Origin of the sequence: Photobacterium indicum (genome assembly GCF_003026215.1) — a bacterium.
GTDB lineage: Bacteria > Pseudomonadota > Gammaproteobacteria > Enterobacterales > Vibrionaceae > Photobacterium > Photobacterium indicum.
Window position 1 is genome coordinate 778,087 of record NZ_PYOC01000001.1, and the last position, 21,282, is coordinate 799,368.

General features: G+C 40.6%; 18 protein-coding genes. 6 read left to right on the forward strand and 12 right to left on the reverse strand.

The window, feature by feature from the left end; genetic code table 11:
* Nucleotides 1–86: 86 nt before the first annotated feature.
* Together C9J47_RS03330 and C9J47_RS03335 are read left to right on the forward strand one after the other, a co-directional pair.
* On the forward strand, nt 87–1,376 hold the full coding sequence (locus tag C9J47_RS03330) for a 2-hydroxycarboxylate transporter family protein (RefSeq protein WP_107252237.1): 1,290 nt from the start codon (nt 87–89) through the stop codon (nt 1,374–1,376).
* Between the two features lie 568 nt (nt 1,377–1,944).
* Nucleotides 1,945–3,237, forward strand: a complete 1,293-nt coding sequence (locus C9J47_RS03335) for a serine/threonine transporter (protein ID WP_107252238.1) — start codon at nt 1,945–1,947, stop codon at nt 3,235–3,237.
* Nucleotides 3,238–3,377: 140 nt separating this feature from the next.
* On the opposite strand, the gene C9J47_RS03340 is transcribed toward C9J47_RS03335, so the two are convergent.
* Nucleotides 3,378–3,911 (reverse strand): dihydrofolate reductase family protein, encoded by a 534-nt coding sequence (locus tag C9J47_RS03340; RefSeq protein ID WP_107252239.1) that lies wholly within the window; start codon nt 3,909–3,911, stop codon nt 3,378–3,380.
* 125 nt (nt 3,912–4,036) lie between these two features.
* Here C9J47_RS03340 and C9J47_RS03345 point away from each other — a divergent pair, with 125 nt between their 5' ends.
* Nucleotides 4,037–4,603 (forward strand): TetR/AcrR family transcriptional regulator, encoded by a 567-nt coding sequence (locus C9J47_RS03345; protein WP_107252240.1) that lies wholly within the window; start codon nt 4,037–4,039, stop codon nt 4,601–4,603.
* A 121-nt stretch (nt 4,604–4,724) separates the two neighbouring features.
* On the opposite strand, the gene C9J47_RS03350 is transcribed toward C9J47_RS03345, so the two are convergent.
* A complete protein-coding gene (locus C9J47_RS03350) occupies nt 4,725–5,921 on the reverse strand; it encodes an MFS transporter (RefSeq protein ID WP_107252241.1) in 1,197 nt (398 codons plus the stop codon).
* Nucleotides 5,922–6,090: 169 nt separating this feature from the next.
* Between C9J47_RS03350 and C9J47_RS03355 the strand changes: the two genes are divergently transcribed.
* The gene (locus tag C9J47_RS03355; protein ID WP_107252242.1) at nt 6,091–6,972 is read left to right on the forward strand and encodes a LysR family transcriptional regulator; all 882 of its coding nucleotides are present in this window, start codon (nt 6,091–6,093) and stop codon (nt 6,970–6,972) included.
* A 158-nt stretch (nt 6,973–7,130) separates the two neighbouring features.
* Nucleotides 7,131–7,748: a DsbA family protein gene (locus C9J47_RS03360; RefSeq protein WP_107252243.1), complete on the forward strand. Its 618-nt coding sequence runs from the start codon at nt 7,131–7,133 to the stop codon at nt 7,746–7,748.
* 77 nt (nt 7,749–7,825) lie between these two features.
* On the opposite strand, the gene C9J47_RS03365 is transcribed toward C9J47_RS03360, so the two are convergent.
* The 4 genes from C9J47_RS03365 to C9J47_RS03380 form a co-directional block, all read right to left on the reverse strand.
* Nucleotides 7,826–8,608 (reverse strand): glycine betaine ABC transporter substrate-binding protein, encoded by a 783-nt coding sequence (locus C9J47_RS03365; protein ID WP_107252244.1) that lies wholly within the window; start codon nt 8,606–8,608, stop codon nt 7,826–7,828.
* A gap of 398 nt (nt 8,609–9,006) precedes the next feature.
* Nucleotides 9,007–9,297: a putative quinol monooxygenase gene (locus C9J47_RS03370; protein ID WP_107252245.1), complete on the reverse strand. Its 291-nt coding sequence runs from the start codon at nt 9,295–9,297 to the stop codon at nt 9,007–9,009.
* A 284-nt stretch (nt 9,298–9,581) separates the two neighbouring features.
* A complete protein-coding gene (locus C9J47_RS03375) occupies nt 9,582–9,824 on the reverse strand; it encodes an HP1242/YdcH family protein (protein WP_107252246.1) in 243 nt (80 codons plus the stop codon).
* A 236-nt stretch (nt 9,825–10,060) separates the two neighbouring features.
* Nucleotides 10,061–10,441, reverse strand: a complete 381-nt coding sequence (locus tag C9J47_RS03380; protein ID WP_107252247.1) for a VOC family protein — start codon at nt 10,439–10,441, stop codon at nt 10,061–10,063.
* A gap of 211 nt (nt 10,442–10,652) precedes the next feature.
* On the opposite strand from C9J47_RS03380, the gene C9J47_RS03385 reads away from it, so the two are divergent.
* A complete protein-coding gene (locus C9J47_RS03385) occupies nt 10,653–11,840 on the forward strand; it encodes a cystathionine beta-lyase (protein ID WP_107252248.1) in 1,188 nt (395 codons plus the stop codon).
* Nucleotides 11,841–11,962: 122 nt separating this feature from the next.
* On the opposite strand, the gene C9J47_RS03390 is transcribed toward C9J47_RS03385, so the two are convergent.
* From C9J47_RS03390 to C9J47_RS03415, 6 genes are all read right to left on the reverse strand, one after another.
* Nucleotides 11,963–12,526, reverse strand: a complete 564-nt coding sequence (locus C9J47_RS03390) for a hypothetical protein (RefSeq protein WP_245903266.1) — start codon at nt 12,524–12,526, stop codon at nt 11,963–11,965.
* Nucleotides 12,516–13,778, reverse strand: a complete 1,263-nt coding sequence (gene pgaC, locus C9J47_RS03395; RefSeq protein WP_107252249.1) for a poly-beta-1,6-N-acetyl-D-glucosamine synthase — start codon at nt 13,776–13,778, stop codon at nt 12,516–12,518. Before pgaC ends, C9J47_RS03390 begins: the two co-directional genes overlap by 11 nt.
* A complete protein-coding gene (gene pgaB / locus C9J47_RS03400; RefSeq protein ID WP_107252250.1) occupies nt 13,775–15,742 on the reverse strand; it encodes a poly-beta-1,6-N-acetyl-D-glucosamine N-deacetylase PgaB in 1,968 nt (655 codons plus the stop codon). Before pgaB ends, pgaC begins: the two co-directional genes overlap by 4 nt.
* On the reverse strand, nt 15,739–18,150 hold the full coding sequence (gene pgaA, locus C9J47_RS03405) for a poly-beta-1,6 N-acetyl-D-glucosamine export porin PgaA (protein ID WP_107252251.1): 2,412 nt from the start codon (nt 18,148–18,150) through the stop codon (nt 15,739–15,741). Before pgaA ends, pgaB begins: the two co-directional genes overlap by 4 nt.
* 416 nt (nt 18,151–18,566) lie before the next feature.
* On the reverse strand, nt 18,567–19,451 hold the full coding sequence (locus tag C9J47_RS03410; protein ID WP_107252252.1) for a LysR family transcriptional regulator: 885 nt from the start codon (nt 19,449–19,451) through the stop codon (nt 18,567–18,569).
* Nucleotides 19,452–19,560: 109 nt separating this feature from the next.
* Nucleotides 19,561–21,003: a sugar porter family MFS transporter gene (locus tag C9J47_RS03415; protein WP_107252253.1), complete on the reverse strand. Its 1,443-nt coding sequence runs from the start codon at nt 21,001–21,003 to the stop codon at nt 19,561–19,563.
* Nucleotides 21,004–21,282 lie beyond the last annotated feature (279 nt).

Sequence of the window (21,282 nt, forward strand, 5' to 3'; positions counted from 1 at the left end):
CATTAATGGGGCACTCAATATTCCAGCTTGTAAGTGTTGTTAGACTACAGAAGAAATAATAATAACCATACACGAACAGGTGAGACATGTTTACCAATGACGTAATTACAATAAAAGATAAGCGTACGATTAACATTATTTTTGCGCTATCTGCAGCTGTTATATTATTTGCTACCATTCAAAATAAAATGCCACCGGGGATTATTGGTGCCATCGGTGTGATGACCGTTGTCGGCTATATATTAAATGTGCTCGGCAACAAGACGCCTATTGTTAGTCAATTTTTTGGAGGGGGTGCCATTGTTATCATTTTCGGTTCCTCATACATTTTCCACAGTGGCATCATTCCTCATGAAACTGCTAATACGATCACCACGTTTGTAAAAGATGGTGGTTTCTTGTCTTTCTTTATCGCGAGTTTGGTGACAGGTTCGATTCTGGGTATGGATACTAATGTGCTGAAGAAAGCAGCATTGAAGTACATTCCGGTTATCCTTGGCGGTGTAATATGTGCATTTTTGTTTACCGGTCTTGTCGGTAGCGTCTTGGGAGAGGGTTTCTTTGAATCTGTCATGTTAATTGCTCTACCTATCATGGGCGGTGGCATGGGGGCTGGTGCAGTACCTTTAGTTGAAATTATGTCGGGTAACTCTAGTATGTCGGCTGAAATGTTGATGTCGAAAATGGTACCTGCGTTGGCTATCGGTAATGCCATTGCCATTGTAATGGCTGGTTTATTAGACAAGCTTGGTAAGTTCTACCCCTCTCTTACGGGTAACGGTCAGCTTATGCGTAGTACTGGTGAAGCGCAGAGTGAGGATGAACAAAAACAAGAACAACCAATATCAATCAATATACTGGGTATTGGTGCGCTGCTTGCTATAACAATGTATTTCGTCGGCACGATGCTAAGCAGCGTTATTAACATGCACACCTATGCACTAATGATCATCTTTGTTGCGTTAGTGAAAGTCATGGGTTTTATTCCCCGCGAGTTAGAAAAAGCTGCGCATGGTTGGTACCAGTTTGTTGTTGATAACTTAACTCCTGCACTGCTCGTTGGTATTGGTGTTGCTTATACCGATTTGAACCAAATCATAGCTTCTTTAAACCTTGTGTATTTCCTGATGGTATTTGCGACCGTACTTGGTGCAATTGTTGGTACTGCAATCGTTGGGCGTTTGATGGGTTTCCACCCCATTGAAGCAGCGCTTACTGCTGGTTTATGCATGGCCAATATGGGTGGTACCGGTGATGTTGCAGTACTTGCTGCAAGTAAGCGTATGGAACTTATGCCTTTTGCTCAAATATCATCACGAATCGGCGGTGCTTTCATGTTGATCCTGGCCACACTTATTCTTGAAATGCTGAAATAAGTGTTTTGGTTGGCGTTATACCATTCTGGATAAGTAAATAATCAGATGCTTGTCTAGATTGGTATTATGGGTGTGGCTAACGTAAATATGTTCTATAAAAAAACAAAAAAGATTAAGTTGTAAACATCTAACATATTTTTTCATAACTATACTTTAGGATTAGTTCTACATGTGTTTGATATTTACTCAAACACCTCGAATTACTCCTAAATTATTAGCTGTACCACGACTAATCCCCTATACTGCTCGGCCTTCATTGAGGGTTTCATTAGTTTTAATAAGGTTATTATAGAGATAGCCAGCAGACATTGTTGCTTAATGCCAGCATGGATACACTTGATATGACCACGGAACTGTCAATCACAAACATCACATACACAGTTGTTTGTCGAATTCACCATTATCACTCTCTACATCGTATCGTTTCGCAATCATCTTTTTTTGCTGCGTCACGTATGTAGTTCGCTTGTTGCGCGTTCTCTCTCATCGGTTTTACCGGTACATGGAAGATATGACACTCAGACCCTTTGAAGGCTATAACACTATACCTATAAAGGAGATGTCCACTATGGACTCTGTTAAAAATAATACAGCGAATACTTCGGCAAGCAGCGTAAAAAAACTGGGGTGGAGTAAAAGTGACACCGTATGGGTGCTTGGTTTATACGGTACAGCCGTAGGTGCTGGTACACTATTTCTTCCAATTAATGCTGGTGTGGGTGGTTTACTCCCTCTGATCATGATGGCAGTGCTTGCACTTCCTATGACTTTCTTTGCTCACCGCGCCATGACTCGTTTCGTTTTATCAAGTGTAAACCCAGGTGCAGATATAACTGAGGTAGTTGAAGAGCACTTTGGTGTGGGTATGGGTAAAGTCATTACTTTGCTGTATTTCTTTGCTATCTATCCAATTTTATTGGTATACAGTGTTGCTTTGACTAACACCGTTGAAAGCTTCATGGTAAACCAGTTAGGGATTATGCCTCCAGCACGTGCTTTACTTGCTTTAGGTTTGATCATTGCTTTAATGGCTATTGTACGTTTAGGCGAACAGTTGATTATCAAAGCCATGAGTATATTGGTGTTCCCGTTTGTTGCTGTGCTTTTAATGCTAGCGATGTATTTGGTTCCTTACTGGAACGGCTCAATTTTCGAGAACGTTATGCCGACTGACGGTGGTTACAGCACCATTATGATGGCGGTATGGTTGATTTTACCCGTGATGGTTTTCTCTTTTAACCACTCACCAGTGATTTCATCATTCGCAGTGGCAAAACAGAAAGAATACGGTGCCGATGCAGAAATACAATGTTCGCGCATTTTAGCGCGTAGCCACATTATGATGGTTGCCACTGTGATGTTCTTCGTGTTCAGCTGTGTACTTAGCTTATCTCCAGCAAACTTGGCTGAAGCAAAAGCACAGAATGTTTCTATTCTAACGTATTTGGCAAATCACTTTGACACGCCAGTCATTGCTTATGCAGCACCAGTAGTAGCAATTATTGCGATCACTAAATCTTTCTTAGGTCACTATTTAGGTGCTAGCGAAGGCTTGAATGGTTTGGTGGTAAAAGTTGCACGAGGCCGTGGTAAAACTATCGCGCCAAAAGCACTGAATACTTTCACAGCGTTATTCATGTTGTTGACCACTTGGGCTGTAGCAACGATTAACCCAAGCATTTTAGGAATGATTGAAAGCCTTGGTGGCCCGATTATTGCGATGCTGCTGTTCATCATGCCTATGTATGCTATCAAGAAAGTGCCTGCGATGCGTAAGTACTCTGGTGCATTGAGTAATGTCTTTGTTACAGTGATTGGTTTATGTTCAATATCTGCGATTTTCTATTCTCTCGCACAGTAATGACAGACCGTAAGTAACAGAAAAAGATCATGATAACGATTAATGTCGTTCACCTAAGGTGAACGGCATTTTTATTGCCTGTTATTTATCGCTTGTGTTGAATATCTAAGCTTCTTTTTGAAGTCGCTCGAATAGCGTACTTATCGCACGCGCGTGAAATGACTTTGCACTAGCTGGTTAATAAGGGTTTCACTACCCGTTAGCTCAAACGATCGTGGGGTAACTAATTCGCCGAACAATGGCGATCCACCGCCTAACAATACAGGAATGGTTGTGATAATCATTTCATCAATCAGATCTTCTTTTAGGAAGTGCTGAATCGTGATACCACCATCAATGTATAGGTTGTTGTAACCTTGTTCATTGAGCGATGCTACTACAGTGGTGAGTGGGCCTTTCACGAGAAATATTTTGTCTTCATACCCTTCAGGTACACGTGTCATCGTGTTACTTAATACGAACACTGGTCGAGTATAAGGCCAGTCGCAATCAAAACTTAGCACCATATCTAGTGTGTTACGCCCCATCACTAACGCATCAATACGCTCAATGAAATCGTTATAGCCGAGATCAGAGCCGTCAGGGTTAGGAGTGGCATGTAACCAATCGACAGATCCATTTTTATCCGCAATATAGCCATCAAGACTGGTTGCAATATACACAATGTTTGGCATGGTTAGCTCCCGTAAAATAGTACTAATGCTAATCAACACTTACTGTGTATGGCTTGCATTTGAATTATGTTGCTCTACAATATTCTACGCTGTAGAAATTAAGATAAGTCTATCGGGGAGAGTGAATGTCTGTCAAGGAAAAGAAACGAGGTCGTCCAAGTGGACCATCGGGGCAATTGAGCGCAGATAAAATCATTATTGCAGCTAAATTTTTGATGGTAGATAACGGGAAAATACCCAGTATCCGTCAATTAGCGGGTAGCTTAGATGTCGATGCAATGGCGATTTATCACTACTTTGCGAATAAAAATGCGTTGTTAGAAGCGGTAACGGTCTCGCTCATTGAAGCCATTTATGAACCGAAAGGCACTGAAGCTTGGCAAACAGAATTGACGACATTGTGTAATAGTTATTTGTTGTTGTTACAAGGGCATCCTGGTTTGCTACAAACCTTCTTAGGGATGACGTCGACAGGACCTGCCAATGTTTTTGTGGCTCGCGTTTATATAGCTATCGCGCCATTGAATCTTACGCCTGAACAAGTGAAAGATGCATTGGATCTGCTAGTGGATTACTTACATGGCTTTGCTTTGTCTCTAGAGTGTGGTGGGGCAGCGAGTGGTTTGACAATAGTACACGCTGAAGGCCCATTACGTTTTTATATTCGAGCGCTCGAAAAACAAAGCGTATGACGAAACGTAGATGATAATAAAAGTGATCTGCCATAAAAATAATAAGGCGATCATCGCTGATCGCCTTCGAGTGATTTTCTGAATTGATGTGCTTTGTGCTTAAACGTGTTTCACTTTGTGCTTAAGCATTTGTTGTGACCGTTATTAGTACCTTTTTGTCAGCGTGTTTATCCAATGCGCCGCTTAGACGGGTTAGCAATAAAGCGATAATCACAATGATAGCTCCGACCCAAGTGGTATTCATCAAATCAGATTTTGCGACAATCATACCACCTCCCCATGATCCCAGTGCAATTCCGACATTAAATGCTGCAATGTTTAAACCAGATGCAACATCAACAGCATCTGGGGTATATTTTTCTGCCAATTTCACTACGTAAACTTGCAGTCCCGGTACGTTACCAAAGGCGAATGCACCCCAAATTAAGATAGTGATAACGGCGGTAATTGGGTTGGATGCAGTAAAAGTAAAAGTGAATAACACCGCAGCTAGGCCTGAAAATATAATGGTCAGCGCTTTTATTGGCCCCATTTTATCGGCCATTTTGCCGCCCCAGATATTACCGACAGCAACTGATGCGCCATACACCAACATAATTAGACTTATCATGCTGGAATCAAAGCCCGAGACATCTTCTAAGATAGAAGCCAAGTAAGTGAAAGCAGTGAATGAGCCGCCGTAACCAACTGCTGTAATCGCGTACACCAATAACAAACGTGGTTGAGTTAAGACTTTTAACTGCGCAGACAGGTTGGCTGCTGGTGGTTGTTTTAGGTTATTCGGAACTAACACCATACTGCCGACAAGGGCGATTAGACCAAGAATAGCAACGACTAAGAACGTAGCTTGCCAGCCGTAAGTTTGACCAATGTAAGTGCCAAGAGGTACGCCAGTGACCAAAGCGACGGTTAATCCGGTAAACATGATGGCAATTGCGCTAGCCGCTTTTTCTTTCGAGACCAAGCCTGTTGCTATCGTCGAACCAATAGAGAAAAAGACACCGTGCGCTAAACCAGTCAAAATACGCGCCGTGATTAATGTGTTATAACCAGGGGCTTGCCATGCAAGTACATTACCTGCAACAAACAAACTCATGACTGCCAGTAAGACATGCTTACGGTTCCACTTGCCAGTTAATGCCGTGAGCACTGGAGCACCAACGGCAACACCTAAGGCGTATAAACTGACGAGTAATCCTGCAGAGGGAAGGGAAACGTGTAAATCATTTGCCATGGTTGGAATCAATCCGACGATAACAAATTCTGTAGTGCCGATGGCAAAGGCGCTAAGCGTCAATGCAAGAAGTGCTAATGGCATAATATAATCTCGACGTTGAATAAAGAAAGCAACGTACTTTCCGTTAATGAACTAAATGATGCGTGCATTATTCGCGATTACAACTTTGTGAAAAACAGTGCTACTTACAAATTACTTTTGTTATTATTGCAATAGTTCTGGGTATTGTAATGATATGAAGGGATAAACTGTGCTCACACGTTCGGACGATTTAACCATTTTGCTAATGGTTGTTGACTGCGGCGGGTTCTCTGCTGCCGCCGATTTGTTGGATATTCAAGTTGCACGTGTATCGCGTGCGGTCAGTAAAGTGGAGAAACAACTGGGTGTTACGATATTGAATCGCACAACCCGACGCATTGAATTAACCGATGAAGGGCGGCAATTTGTCGAGTCGGTGCGAGAGGGTTTAAAACTGATTCAACGGGCAGAAGAGGATCTTGTATCTCGTGGTGAGTTACCCAAAGGACGTTTACGTGTAGATGCTGCTAGTCCATTTGTTTTCCACCAATTAGTACCTTTGATTCAAGCGTTTAAAGTTGAGTATCCCGATATTGAGTTGGTGCTGACGTCTAACGAAGGTTTTGTTGATTTGTTAGAGAAGAAAACAGATGTAGCAATTCGTATTGGCATGCTTACAGATTCAACCTTGCATGCTCGTTCATTGGGAAAGAGCCCGTTGTATATTGTTGCGTCACCAGAATACCTTGCGCGACGAGGAATGCCACAAAAGCCAGATGAGCTGAACAGGCATGATCTTATTGGCTTTACTGGGGCAAAAGTGTTGAATCATTGGCCGTTGAAAGGTTTCCAATATATTGAACCGACAATTATGTCGAGTAACGGTGAAACGGTGCGACAGTTGGCAATTGCTGGGAATGGCATAGCGTGCTTATCTGGCTTCATGGTCAAAGATGATCTTGAGACTGGACGACTGGTCGCGATATTAGAGTCTGACAAACTCCTCAATACAGGCCGAGAGCAAGTCAATGCGGTGTACTATCAATCATCTTCTGTGGCACGACGTATTTCAGCGTTTATTGATTTTATTAAGCCTAAGCTAAGTTTATAGCACGTTAATTAGCAGTTATAAGTTCCGTCATAGTTGTCGAAAACGTTCACTTATCAATTTACATTGTTTGAGAACGGCGGTTTAACTTGGTGGCTTAAGTTGAATGTATTCGGACGAGTTTGCTACTGTGAAATTTCAGACTAGAAAGGACTCACATTATGTCGGCAATAAAACCTACCTTGTATTATATCTATGATCCCATGTGTTCGTGGTGCTGGGGATACAAACCTGTTTGGCTACAGATTAAAGATGTGGTCTCTAATGACGTCGAGATTGTGTATGTATTGGGTGGATTAGCACCAGATTCAGGTGTGCCGATGTCAGAAGCGATGCAGCAACAAATTGCGTCGTATTGGAAGAAGATAGAAAACTACCTCGGTACCCAGTTTAATTATGACTTCTGGCACCAAAACATGCCGCGCCGATCTACTTATCCAGCCTGTCGTGCCATTCTTGCTGCCCGCGAGCAAAGGGCAGAACAAGGCATGTTAGATGCTATTCAACATGCGTATTATCTTGATGCGAAGAATCCGAGTGACAATGACATTTTGATTGGTTTAGCTAAAAGCATCGGCTTAGATTGTGAGAAATTTGAAGCGGACTTTTTATCGCCAACGACACATGATGCCCTGTTGCGTGAGATTGCTTTTGCGCGCTCGATAGGAGGTAACAGTTTCCCGTCTCTATTTGTGCAAACAGAAAAAGGTGTAGGGGAATTGGTGATCAATTATGAAGATGCAGAAACGACGATTGCGCAGATAAGAAGTTTGATTTAATGGCCTGTTACTATCAGTTAATGGAAGTGGCGCCATTTCTGGCGTCACTTTAAATAAGAGAATGTTGTGTGGGTTGATTATTGCGATTGAGCTGCTAACCAGTTGGCGGTAACAGTATCAATCGGTTGGTTTTCACGTGATACTTTATAGTCTAATTCAGCAATGATTTCATTCGAGAAACGCAATGTATCTAACGTTTCTAGCTGTTCTTTGGTGAACAATTCTTTTTTACTTTCTCTGAGTAACAACACCGCACGATCGACAATGCCCAGCAACCCTTTTGGTTCTTTGATTTCACGAATATTATAACGGTAGTGCAAGAATTGCGGCTTCCAAAGCGGCACAATGAACCATTCTTTGTTTTCAACAGCTTGTTCGAAAGTACTAAAACAGGCTTCTTCAGTACCAGTATGGAATGCATACCCCGCATCATTAAGACCATATTCTTCCATCATCTTAATCGAAAAACGGGTAATACCTGCACCAGGGTTAATACCTTGGATATCATTTTTCATTTTCTTCACGACATCAGGTTTTACTAGGTCACCCACTTCTGCGACATCCTCAGACGGCACATAATCAGGCACGCCCCACAATGCATATGGTTCGTAATGTAAGCCAAGTTCAATTAGTGGTTCAATTTCTTCCACCTCTGATTTATACATACCATGACTTGAAGGTAACCATGCAGATGTCAGTAGATCAATATCACCGTCTTTCAGTTTTTTGAAGTTCTCTTGATGGGGTGAGTACACACACTCTACTTCAAAACCCATGTTATGTAATACATGCGAAATTAATGACGCTGTAATGCGATGGAAAGAGAGGTCGGTTACGCCTAATGTTAATTTCTGTGACATGATTTTCACCTTCTTGGGTTGAATTCGTTGTTTGGATACGAGAAAAGCATAACCTCAGAATGGTGAGTTAAAAACAGGGTAACATTTGAAGCATTCTCTAATATTTTTTGATAATTAAAGACACTCATCACCACCGTAGGAACTATTTGTTTGTATCGAGAGAAAATACTCTCTTGGTAATGTCCTCGAATTGATTGATAGGACGTATTTCGATTTGATTTCTATGTAATACCAATCTAGACAAGTATCTGATCATTTACTTATCCAGAATGGTATAAACGCCGACTTATCAGTAATACTGACCGAGCTGGCGTTGTAGTATTTATCGATACCTTGAAGGCAATAAGCGTTATTGATCGCTTATTTTTAATTTGAAAGTGCTTAGTATTGAAGAATGATTAAGCGATCTTGGTCATTTCATTTAACACGAAGCTGTCTACTGCGCCGTCAGTGGCTGCCATGTAGTCTTTTAAGTGTTGGTTTCCCATGTGCGTTTGCCATAGTTCACGTGATATCCAGTTCTCGTAAAACATGAAATGTGCTGGGTTTTCGTTGTCTTGGTGAAGGTTGTAATTGATGCAACCTTCCTCTGCGCGTGTCACGTCGATCAGTTTAAGTAGCTCAGTTTTTACCAATTCCACTTTATCGGCTTTAGCTATGATGTTTGCAACAATTGTTAGGTTAGCCATGCTCTTGTCCTCAATATTGGTTTTGTGACTCTCTTGTTTACGAGGTAAATCATAGCCCTTGTTAATTATGTTATAAACAGCATAATTACGGAATCATTTTCAAAAAACATTAGATAATATGTTGTTTGTAGACTTGCCCGTTGTACTATACCCAAGTTACCTCAAGATGCTTGTTTCAGCGAAAATTGGTTGGGCTCTAGGCAAGGCACTTAATAAAAGTCGATGGCTGTATTAGCGACCGACTTTTTGTGTTTATTCATTACGGTACAGCGTAATAGATTCGCTTAATTGCTGGCAATTAAACGTAGATGCAATGCGTCTTTCAATTCAGCTCTATTGTGTTTTAGTTGGAGCATTGATCCATCACCGATGGGGGAGTCTTGTAATTCCAGTTCACGGATTTCTTTATCAAGCGCATTGTAATGTTTCGTGTCTTTTGCAAATGCGTCGTCTACGTTAATCAGTTTTGCGATTGTATCTTTATACTCGGGAAATTCTTTAAGAAGAGAATGATCTTCACCTAACATAAATGCCTCGCGTTGGTCTGTGGTTAACAAATGGATGGATGAGTTTTTGGTAACAACTTATCTTCTATCTAATCATAGGTTAGCAATAAGTTAAAGCCTTGTTGAAATATCAAGATAGATTACAAAAAGCCCAATAAACCGTGTTGTGATTTATTGGGCATAATTAGATTCGGCGTCTGTATAGCGTTTAGCTAGAAATCACCGCGATGGTCTTTTTTTGCTAACCGTATTTTTATTTAGCTTACGCGATGAACAGCGCAAACTTTATTACCTGACGGGTCACGTAAATACGCTAGGTATAGCTGACCGATAGCACCTTCTCGTATTGCTGGTGGCTCTTCACATGTAGTACCGCCATTGGCTACTCCTGCTGCATGCCAAGCATCTGCTATTTCAGTACTTTCTGCTGAAAAACCGATAGTGCTACCATTACCATGGCATGCTGGTTCGCCATCAATTGGCTTACTTAATGCGAAAATACCACTTGTTGTGAAGTAAAAACAACGTCCTTTTTCGTCAAGAACACCTGGCTCATAGCCCATAGCACCTAAGATTGCATCGTAAAATGTTTTTGATTGTTGAATATCGTTTGCGCCAACCATGATATGACTAAACATTAATACTTTCCTTGTTTGAATTTTTAATAAAATATGATGTTGCTTGTGCTATCTATATCTACGTTACCTCAAGATACTCGTTTCAGCAAAACTCTGAATCCTGCATATTGAGGTGACTTGGGTATAAAGTCCCCAATAGCTATTTAATTATGATAACTTGGGCTTATAGCAAAAACGAGCATTGTCTTTTAAAAGGATCTTTGGGTTTATCATGGAAAAAAAAGCATTAGATACAAAAATTATAACAGCGGGTCGCTCGAAAAAGTGGACCCAGCATCTAGTTAATCCACCTGTAAGCCGTGCATCAACAATTGTATTTGATACCGTTGCTGAAATGAAACATGCGACTGCCAACCGTGCTAATAGAGAGCTCTTTTATGGACGCCGTGGTACGAATACGCATTTTGCTTTTCAAGACGCAATGGTTGAACTGGAAGGTGGTGTTGGTTGTGCATTATATCCTTGTGGTACGGCTGCTATTTCAAATGCCATTTTATCGTTTGTGAAAACAGGCGATCATATCTTAATGGTTGATGGCACTTACGAGCCAACGCGAGACTTCTGTGACAAAATTTTAGATAAGATGGGCGTTGAAACAACCTATTATGACCCGATGATCGGCGAAGGTATTCGCGATCTTATTCGCCCGAATACAACGGTTCTATTCTTAGAGTCTCCATGCTCTATCACGATGGAAGTACAAGATGTGCCGTTACTCGCAAGCATTGCACATGAGCATGATATTGTCGTGATGTTGGATAATACGTGGGCATCACCGATCAATTTCCAACCATTTGATCATGGCGTTGATATTTCGATTCAAGCGGCAACAAAATATATTGTGGGTCATTCTGATGTAATGTTAGGTACAGCAACAGCGAATGAACGCTGCTGGGATCAATTACGTGAAGGTAGCTATTTGATGGGGCAGTGCACCTCGCCAGATGATGTTTATCTTGCTATGCGCGGGCTACGTACATTAGGTGTTCGTTTAAGGCAGCACGAAAAAAACAGCATTAAAGTTGCTCAATGGTTATCTGAGCGCGAAGAAGTGGATCATGTTCGCCATCCTGCTTTTGAAAGCTGTGAAGGTCATGAAATTTACAAGCGTGATTTCAAGGGGTGTAACGGTTTATTCTCTTTGGTACTGAAGCGCGGTAATACTGCAGCGTTAACGGCGTTATTAGACGGCATGGAACACTTCAGCATGGGCTATTCATGGGGCGGTTTTGAAAGCCTAATATTAGCGAATGAAAATGTTAACTCTATACGTACAGCGAAAAAGAAAGAATTTGTTGGGCCAATGCTGCGTCTACACGTGGGCTTAGAAGATGTTGATGATTTGATTCGAGATCTTGAAAAAGGTTTTGAACGTTTTAATGCTGTGCTTGAGCAATAACAGCTGTTTATACTAGTAAGTAAGCCGAAACTCAATAGTGAAGGCATAGTAACGAATGTCACTATGTCTTCACTTGCATGTATATACGCAATGACTTCACCTATATTCTTAGTCATAACTCATTAAGACGATCTTTCTTCATACTCTGGGTTCTTCTTTTCTACGATGTGACTGTGAACATTATGGGTAAGACCATACGTTTTTTCTTCGTCTTCTCGAGATAAAATAGAAACAGGCTTTGGGCTTTTAACTTTTTCTAAATTAATGCTTATACTCCGCATATATTTTTTAGCAATGATAGATTTAGCATTTATGCTGAGTTGTTTATTGTGTTCCCATAATTTTTCCCATTGCCAAATAAGTACATGATATCTAACCCAAAGGTGATACGTGATCATAATGGCACAAAAAAGAGTCACAAATATAATTGCACAATTTTCTAAACTTATTGAGTGGATAAAATCTAAACCATTAGCGGAGTCATAGTTCGTTTTTATAAAGGGCTGAAATATTAAGAAGAACCATCCTCCCCAAGTGACGATAGCGATAGCGGCATCTCTTAGGTGATGTTGCCATGTTTTTTTACAGGCTTTGCAGATAATAAGCCCTCTAATATCATCATGATTTTTCTGCTGATGTGAATGAATGTATCTTGATTTTATCTTCGTTTTTGGGTTAATCATCATCTCTGAATACCTCTCCGCGATCAGGGCTTTCCCATACAGCTTTTTCCCCTTTTTTACGTATTAGAGCCTTGGGAACAGCGATAGTGACGGTGATAACATTCAGAAACCAATAGAACATAGGGTACCAAATACACCATAAAAAATTTCGACGTAACATAACGTCATAGTGACGGTCTATCATCAGACTTACTGTAAATTGCATTAAACAAATTAATACCAGTACAAAGCCCGACCATTCAAATGTGACCAGTTGATAAGTTGTAGGTTGTCCGCTGAGCGTAAAAAACTGAATAAAGTAAGAAATCATGAGGTATGCAAGGCTATAACACCAAAAAACACTCATTAAGTATTCGAATATTAATGGCCAAAGTTTCGTTTTTCCCTTTACGATAACGTTCATGCCCTGCTTAAAGAAAACCTCTGCGCCACCTTGTGCCCAGCGTAGCCGTTGCATGTATAAGCCACGTAATGTTTCAGGCATTAACACCCAACAACGCGCTTGTGGTTCATAGCGAATTTGCCAGTCGTTTATTTGCAGTTTCCAGCTGACATCAATATCTTCAGTGATCATGTCTGTGCTCCAGCCACCAATATCCATAATGGCTGATTTTCGGAACGCACAAACCACACCTGAAACGGTATATATTGTGCCGTAAATACGTTGTGCTCGTTTTATGAGACCGATAATTGATGAAAACTCACCCGTTTGGATTTTTCCAATAATGGTTGTTCGTGTACGTACCCTTGGATTACCCGTTACAGCACCCACTTTAGGGCAATCTTGGAAGTGCTTCACCATCCATCGTAATGCATTCAAATCGAGTAGGGCATCACCATCGATACACACCAAAATGTCACTGGTCGAATACTGAGTACCATTGTTTAATGCTGCGGCTTTTCCTTGGTTCTTTTGATGAACAACAATGAGGCGAGGCTCATGTTCCGCGATGTTATTTAATCGTGTTGCAGTATCATCTTTACTGCCATCGTTAATGGCGATGATTTCAAAATTAGGGTAATTCTGTTTCAGTAAGTAATTGATCGTTTCATTGACGTTAGCGCCTTCGTTATAACAAGGAACCATAATAGAAACTTTCGGATATTCATCGAGTTGTAAGGGACCCTGTCGTGCAATTTTTAGCTGCGCCCGCTCCCAATGGAAATAGTAATAAATACCACCACCGATCCATACCAGTGCCATTATCGCTGGGTAAATGAAAATGAATATATAGAATGTCTCTAGCCAATTCACTCGCTTTCTCCAATGGTATTACTGTTTGAAAATACAGGGCGCAAGGTCTTTTGATCTGGCACACCACGAATAAAATCATCAGGGTAATAGCCGTAATTCTGAATACCTGCTTTGCTAATTATCTCCATTTGTCGTGAGAGCTCAGAGGCTGGAATATCTTTACCATTCTTCCAATTTTTAGCTTGCAGCTCGAAAATCAATTTACTGCTGGGTACTGTTTTAAGCGCAATATTCGCAATATTTTCGAGCCATTTATCAGGTGATTTTGCCGATTCCATATAAGGCATCGCCATCACTGCGGTATAGTCATAACTGTTTGAAAAAGCAATCAAGTTTTGCGAAAACCATTCTTCACTTTTCGGGTTTATAACGGGTTGTGCATAGATGTTTCTGGCCAGCTTTAACTCAATGCCATCACCCGATAAATATTGGCGTGTACTGTTTGCCAACTCTAGGGTGAAATCAATTAAATATTGGGTTTTATATTTAGACCATGAGGTCATTTTTTGAGGATTATTACGAATATTAGAGACAGATTTCCCTAGTCCCCATTTCTGATATTGTTTTAGTGCCGCTGGTGTTGCATCTTCAAAATCCGTTAATAGTGCGTCGTCGTGGAATAAAAGCCCAGAGAACTTTCCGTACGCACCCAAATCGGTATAGATCTCATTTATTGCTTTCCGATTTTTTGTCGAAAACGGAGAAAGACGAAGGTATCGCTTAGGGGCTGGGGCGTTAAACCGACTATCTGTTACATAGTCATATTTATTTCCTAAATTAAAGCCAAGTACTGGCATCCACGCATACACAGTTACCCCTGCACGGGTGCTAAGTTGCCACGAAACACGATTGAAAATATCGGCTCGTACGGGTAAATGTCGGTTTTGGAAATACAGAGCATCTGCTATGCCATTACCATCGGGATCGGCAAAAGCTTGAAGGTAAACAGTGTCTATACCAAAGTTATAAATACGAGAAATTAACGTGTCCATATTACGGTTCATAACGGCCGGATTAGCGTCATAAACATAATCAAGATCGACATGCACAACCCGTTTAGGCCCTTCATATTCTGGCTCCCCACGTAAGATTTCATCGAGCCTTTCAAGTGTCATCTCTTGCTCAATTAAATAACGTTTTACGTTACGTCCCGAGTCACTCACATAGTTAACGCCTTCATCGAGTGAAAAGGTGTACGGCATACCCACCTTTGCAGCAGTATTAATCGAGTCTTGGCTATATGCACCGTATGGCCATACTAGAATGCGCGGGGCTTTAATTAAGTTAGATACAAATTGGTCACGGCTTTGCGTTAAGTCTGAGTAAATACGTTTATTATATTGTTTTAATGATTCGTATTGTTTCTTGATAGGATTATACGCAGGGGTTGTTGCTGCGGGCTGCTCATTACCATACGGATTCGCATTAATACCATAGTGTGAGTCAAAAGAATGAGAGGCAAACTCTACAATACCTGAACGCTCCATTTCTCGAATCTGTTCCCACGATAAGAATCGTTTCCGAGATATCATCGCTTTACCGTATTCGATTTTTTTATTGGCATCTGGCACTAACCATTTTCCTACCAAGGCAAAAATAGCAGGGTAGTTATAAAGCTTTAATAATGGATAAACCGTACTGTAGAAGCTTTCGTAGCCATCGTCGAAGGTGAGTAAGATTGCATTAGAGGGCAATGAGCTACGACCTGCTTTTGCATCAATAATTTGCTGATAGCTTACGGGGTTATAGCCTTCTTGTTTGAACCAATTGAAATGTTCAATTAAACGATCACGTGTAAGTGTATCGGGAAATATACGCAAGTTTGGGGTTAACCCCACATCAATAAAATCGTGATAACACAGTACGACATAGGTGTTGTTTGCACGTTCAGTCTTGGTTGATGTTGCCGCCGACAATGGGAAGTAAATGAATAATGTTAGGGTTAGCCAAAATAATATCTTCATTGTGGGAACCTCACATTAAAGTTGGCGAAGAGGTAAGTACTATATTCTCCTTCTCCGTCATAAACCCCTTTGCTTCGACCAATACCATAGCTAAAATCGACTTGTTTTTGCCATATCCATTTTTGGGCGTAACTCACGTCCCAGTTGTAGTCAGATCCAAAGTCCTCTTGCCAGTAACTGCCAATGCCTGTTTTCAGGTTTTGGTCAAAGCCCCAGCTATCGTTAATACGGTAATGATAATCTTGCGTGAGAATGAGTGAGCCAGAGTGGTCTGATTTGGGATTGAAGTAACTCGCTGTTTCAATTTCTTCATTAAATGAAGCACCGTAAGAGGCAGATCCGCGAACAGTATAGCTATTTGTTCTATATAGCAGACCTTCGATCCAAGTTAGATAGGTAAAGCGTTCATTACCATCAGTAAAGTCAGAGTACTTGCCTGATAATCCTAGATTGATCTCAGACTTAACGCGATAGATGAGGTAGGTGTCAAAATCATCCATATTTGCACCATCAAACAAGGCGCGAAGTGGGGTATTATCAGAATTATACTTATAGCTGCCTGAAATAAACCATTGATCATTAATTAGATAATCAGCAGTGGTCCAGAAATAGGCTTTATCATTTAAATGTCCACCGATGCCTGTTTCAACGAATAAAGTCACGGGTGATAAAGGAATTTCTGCTCCTATACCACTATAACGGGCGTACAGATTGTTTTCTTCAAACTCACCAAAACTCATCTGGTCGCGGAAAAAGAAATTATACCCATCCAAAACTCGCCCAGTATATAGGTGTGTATCGTAAGTCCAATCTTTTGATGCTTGGACTAAAACGTTGCCATTACTGTCTGTTTCTCCTCGGCGGTATTCGCCTGTCCATGTTGGCGCTGCTGCCTTTTTAACGTCATTGTTGATGATGTATTGATCGCTAGCGGGGTACAGGTTGTTTAAATTATCGAGATTTTTTTGAAGCCCTCGCCAATCTTTACGTTCAAGTTTTGCCATCAACTTGCCTCTGTCCGTTATACCTCTATCTTGAGGTGAAAGCAGTTGGCTAGCTTGTTCAAAATAACGTTCAGAAGCAAAGGTATTGCCTTTCCAGCGTTCAATGTCCCCTTTAATGGCCAACAGATAAGGATTCCCCGGTGCATTGCTAAGCAATTTATCAATTGTTTCAGTTGCTTGGGGGAAATCTCCCCGCCATGCGTAATGCAACGCTTCTAATTGCATAAGGGTTTGATATTCATCGTTTACTTTCTGTGTACTTCCGGTAAAGTCCCAGCGGTTTTTAGGAATATTAGGCTTTTCAGAGTCAATCAGCGCTTTGGCTTTGTCATACTGCTCAGTGTCCATATACGCGTAATATAACTTGATGGTGACTGGTAAGTTTTTAGGTTCTTCTTGGTGAATAGCACTAAAAATGGATTCCGCTTTACTGGGTTGCATCGTTCCTAAATAATAATCGCCAAGTGCTTCTTGAGCATAGCGCGGTAATGGCTGCTCTTTTTCTAGTTGTTCTGCGAGAGGGCTAGCCGTTTTATAGTCTTTTAATGTCACGAGGGCATAAAAGTAGTCTAATGACGCGCTTTTATAAAGAGGATGGTCTTTAGGTGCTTTATCAATAACTTGTTGCAATAAAACAGAGCTTCGTGTGATAGTCGGTGCACTTTTGGCTTTGATACCATCACGCAGTAAGGTGCTTGCCTCATAATAGTCGAACCATAAGTTATCAGCCGATGTAAACCATTCAGGATGCTGGGTTAATAATTCTTTTACCGCAGGCGATGCGCCCAGTTGAACGGCACTGGTATATAGCCCAACACCTGCCGTTTTATTATTGGGTTCGGCGGTTAGCCAACTTTGCCAAGCAAACATTTCACCAACGTGATCGTCTAGCGCCTGTGATACATAGATCCAATTTTGATAAAAGTGTGCATCTAATGGAAATCGTTGACGATATTCTCGTAATCCTTCTTTAGCACTCGCTAAATCGTTCGCTTCGGCACTTGATAAAGCTAATCCTAACCAAGCATCACGATTGTTAGGTGATCGTTGTGTTAGGTAGCGATAATATTTTGCTGAAGTTTGGTAATATCCTTCATTTCTGAACGCCTTTGCGACAATTTCAACCGACTCAGGGCTGAGCCCACGCGGTTGGCATGACTGGCAAGCGTCAACAATCGCTTTCGAATTTTCTTGCCAAGATAAAATGGCAATCAGATCGTTAAGAACAAGAGGATCTTTTGTCTGATCATAAAGTGTTGTTAACCCTCGTGCTGCAGACGATATATTTCCATTTTTTGCTTGCACAACGAAACCTTCTCTTTTCTCATCAATACTGCTTTTAGCACTTACAGCAGATGATAAGAGTAGGGCTAATGTGTATACCACAAAGGCTGCCGTCTTCATTGTTTAAACCTTAATTATTTTTATATTAGGTTTTTATATTGTTTTTATGCAATGTTGATTTCTATATTTTAGTTTAAAGTGATGTGGTTCGAATCTTATTAGCGGCTCTTAAATGAGAATTTGAAGGTAATAAATGCTTTTCTTTGTTTTTATGATGAGGTTTGGATTTAACTTTTTGTTATTTAATGTTTTTGTTATTTAATGTTTTTGTTTAAGGCGTTGTTATTTGTTTTTAATGATGTCTTATATTATTAAGGTTGTCTTATTTTTTATTTTTATTCTTATTGTTGATAGTGTGTCTTTATATTAAATACGCACCTTTTAAGAGGTTAAGGTAATAAGGTTTTATTAGTGTAAGCTATACATCCATAAAGTCACCCAATATCTCGACAATTATACCATTTTCATACTTCTTACTATTTATTCAATAAAAACTCTTTAAAATGAATGGCGACGGCAGAAGCGGTGGCGGGTGGCTGATAGTAGAGGTTGAGGCTCCATACGCTGGTATCGAAATCATCCAATAGTGAAATAAGCTGGCCGCTTTCTATCTCTGGTTCAACGAGAAATGCGGGTAAATAAGCGATGCCAGCGCCTTTTGTTACACCTTGAAGCAGTAGATCACTGTCGTTAACTTCTAAAGACTTAGGTACTTTTATTATCTGGCTTTCACCATTTTTGGTGAAAATCCAATCATTACTGCCCGTTAACGTCGTGGCAAATAAGCATTGATGCTGGGTTAAATCAGAGGGTTTTTGTGGCGTGGGTTGACGGTCAAGATAGTGTTGTGAGGCAACAACGCGAAATGGGCTTTGCATTATTTCACGGCGCACAAGGTGTAAATCATGTTCACGATAGCCTTGATAAGAGGCATTGGCGCTAATTGTTAAGTCGCTTTCTGCCGCATGGTCTAATGCCCAAGGAGTAATATTGAGGTTAAAAGTGACATCTGGGTTAGTTATAAGGTATTCACTGATCATGTCCATTAAATAATGATTGGCATAAACAGGTGTACAAACAATATCAATATGCCCTTTGTCGTGTAGCTGAAACTCCTGCATTTGACGGCATAAATGTTCGGAATTATCGACCATAGGTGAAAAATCATCGAATAGCTTTTGACCAGCAGGGGTAGGGGTTAATAAGCGGTTGCTACGACGGTGTAGCGGCATGCCAAATTTTTGTTCTAGATCTTGTAGCCAGCGGCTGCCTGCCGAGACTGAAATATTGAATTTACGTGCAGCAGCAGAAATAGAACCTGTTCTTACTACATATACAAAGAAAGCCATTTTATCCAGCATGATGTATTCCCTTTTAGCTAACGTTCATTGAATATGAAAATAGGCTCTCATATGAAAAGCCTATTTCTTGAAAGTTAATCAGTAATAAATATTGTACGTATTTATTTGATTAAGCGCTTGCTTCTGCAACTTCACGTTTTTTATTCTTACCCAGCTTTTCAGCCATGACTTTTTCCATGTCTTCCAAACTAACGCCTTTCGTTTCAGGTACGTACTTAACAACAACATACATACATATGATAGAAAGAACCGCGAAAACCCAGAAGCTGAATGCACCATTAAAGTGCTCTTTTAGGTAGGCATTTTCATTTAACATAGGGAAAGACTGAGTAACAATGAAGCCAGTGAACCATTGTGCGCCAACAGCAATTGCCATCGCACGAGAACGGATGCTATTCGGGAAGATCTCTGAAATCATAGTCCAACATGCACAACCCCAAGATGTTGCATATGCAACAACATACAGGCAGAGTGCAAATAAAGCTGCATAGCCTTCAGTACCGGTATAAAGCACATAACCGACAATCGTCATACCTAGCGCACAACCGAAAGTACCGTATTTCATTAGTGGTAAACGACCGACTTTATCAATTAGATACATACCTAAAGCATTACCAAAAATAAAGACAACGCCCACGAAGGTGGTTTGGAATAATGCGTTTTCAGTACCACCAGCAATCGGTTTTAGTATTTCTGGTGTGTAGTACATGATGACATTAATACCAGTTAACTGCTGTGCTGCCGCAACAAAAGTACCAATAACCAGAATAGAAAATAGTAATGGAGAACGTAAGCTGACTTTATTATTTTTTGATGCATTAGCAGGGACTAAAGATTTTTGTATTTCAAGAATAACGCGGTCGGCATGTTCAGGGTTAGAAATGCGAGAAAGGGTTTCTTTTGCTTGAGCAAGGTGACCTTTTAATACTAACCAGCGTGGTGATTCAGGGATAATCAATAAGAGACAGCCAAATAATAAGGCTGGCAGAACTTCTGACGCCAGCATCCAGCGCCAGCCAATATCAACCAGCCATGCTTCAGACATACCCTTTGCAATCAGGTAGTTAACGTAGAACACACCCGTTTGACCAATAACGGCAGATTGTTGGAACATACTAACAGCACGTCCCCTGAAATCTTTTGGGGCGACTTCAGACATATACATAGGCGAGACAACACACGCTAAACCAACTGCAATGCCACCTACAATTCTAAATAACACATAGATGGTAAAGGTAGAGGCAAGGGCAGAGCCTATAGCGGAAATAATAAATAGAAGAGCCGCTAAGAATAATGCTTTTCTACGTCCATATTTAAGGGCACACCAGCCAGCGCTGACTGCACCAATAATACTGCCTAATACAACACTGGAAACAGCCCATCCCGTCTGTGCTGGTGTTAAGTTGAAATACTCTCTTATCGGTCCGATAGCACCAGAAATAACGGCGGTGTCATATCCTAATAAAATCCCTCCAAGAGCCGCGATACAACAAATTCTAATGATGTAACTAAGGTTATGTTTTCGTGATGATGTCTCGATACTTGATGACATTATTTACTCCATTAAATTTTCCATCAGCATGTATAACCATCTATATACATGTTTCAGGGTTTAATCCCGCCTTCTAACTGTAGGGAAAGGGCTAAGGATTACTTAATACGCCTTTAATTGTTTCTAATAGTTATATTTTGAAAATATGCATTGATAAATATTTTTCATTGTGGCGTTTTTAATCATCATATGTATTCCATTGCATTCTTGCTATAGCTTGAAATGATTTTTCTCTTAAAATGATACCTGTGTCATACAATAGTAAATATTTATCACTTA

Bases quoted from the DNA above. Each gene is read 5' to 3' on its own strand.
- C9J47_RS03330 (WP_107252237.1), top strand. From the start codon at position 87: ATGTTTACCAATGACGTAATTACAATAAAAGATAAGCGTACGATTAAC.
- C9J47_RS03335 (WP_107252238.1), top strand. From the start codon at position 1,945: ATGGACTCTGTTAAAAATAATACAGCGAATACTTCGGCAAGCAGCGTA.
- C9J47_RS03340 (WP_107252239.1), bottom strand. From the start codon at position 3,911: ATGCCAAACATTGTGTATATTGCAACCAGTCTTGATGGCTATATTGCG.
- C9J47_RS03345 (WP_107252240.1), top strand. From the start codon at position 4,037: ATGTCTGTCAAGGAAAAGAAACGAGGTCGTCCAAGTGGACCATCGGGG.
- C9J47_RS03350 (WP_107252241.1), bottom strand. From the start codon at position 5,921: ATGCCATTAGCACTTCTTGCATTGACGCTTAGCGCCTTTGCCATCGGC.
- C9J47_RS03360 (WP_107252243.1), top strand. From the start codon at position 7,131: ATGTCGGCAATAAAACCTACCTTGTATTATATCTATGATCCCATGTGT.
- C9J47_RS03365 (WP_107252244.1), bottom strand. From the start codon at position 8,608: ATGTCACAGAAATTAACATTAGGCGTAACCGACCTCTCTTTCCATCGC.
- C9J47_RS03370 (WP_107252245.1), bottom strand. From the start codon at position 9,297: ATGGCTAACCTAACAATTGTTGCAAACATCATAGCTAAAGCCGATAAA.
- C9J47_RS03375 (WP_107252246.1), bottom strand. From the start codon at position 9,824: ATGTTAGGTGAAGATCATTCTCTTCTTAAAGAATTTCCCGAGTATAAA.
- C9J47_RS03380 (WP_107252247.1), bottom strand. From the start codon at position 10,441: ATGTTTAGTCATATCATGGTTGGCGCAAACGATATTCAACAATCAAAA.
- C9J47_RS03385 (WP_107252248.1), top strand. From the start codon at position 10,653: ATGGAAAAAAAAGCATTAGATACAAAAATTATAACAGCGGGTCGCTCG.
- C9J47_RS03390 (WP_245903266.1), bottom strand. From the start codon at position 12,526: ATGATGATTAACCCAAAAACGAAGATAAAATCAAGATACATTCATTCA.
- pgaB (WP_107252250.1), bottom strand. From the start codon at position 15,742: ATGAAGATATTATTTTGGCTAACCCTAACATTATTCATTTACTTCCCA.
- pgaA (WP_107252251.1), bottom strand. From the start codon at position 18,150: ATGAAGACGGCAGCCTTTGTGGTATACACATTAGCCCTACTCTTATCA.
- C9J47_RS03410 (WP_107252252.1), bottom strand. From the start codon at position 19,451: ATGCTGGATAAAATGGCTTTCTTTGTATATGTAGTAAGAACAGGTTCT.
- C9J47_RS03415 (WP_107252253.1), bottom strand. From the start codon at position 21,003: ATGTCATCAAGTATCGAGACATCATCACGAAAACATAACCTTAGTTAC.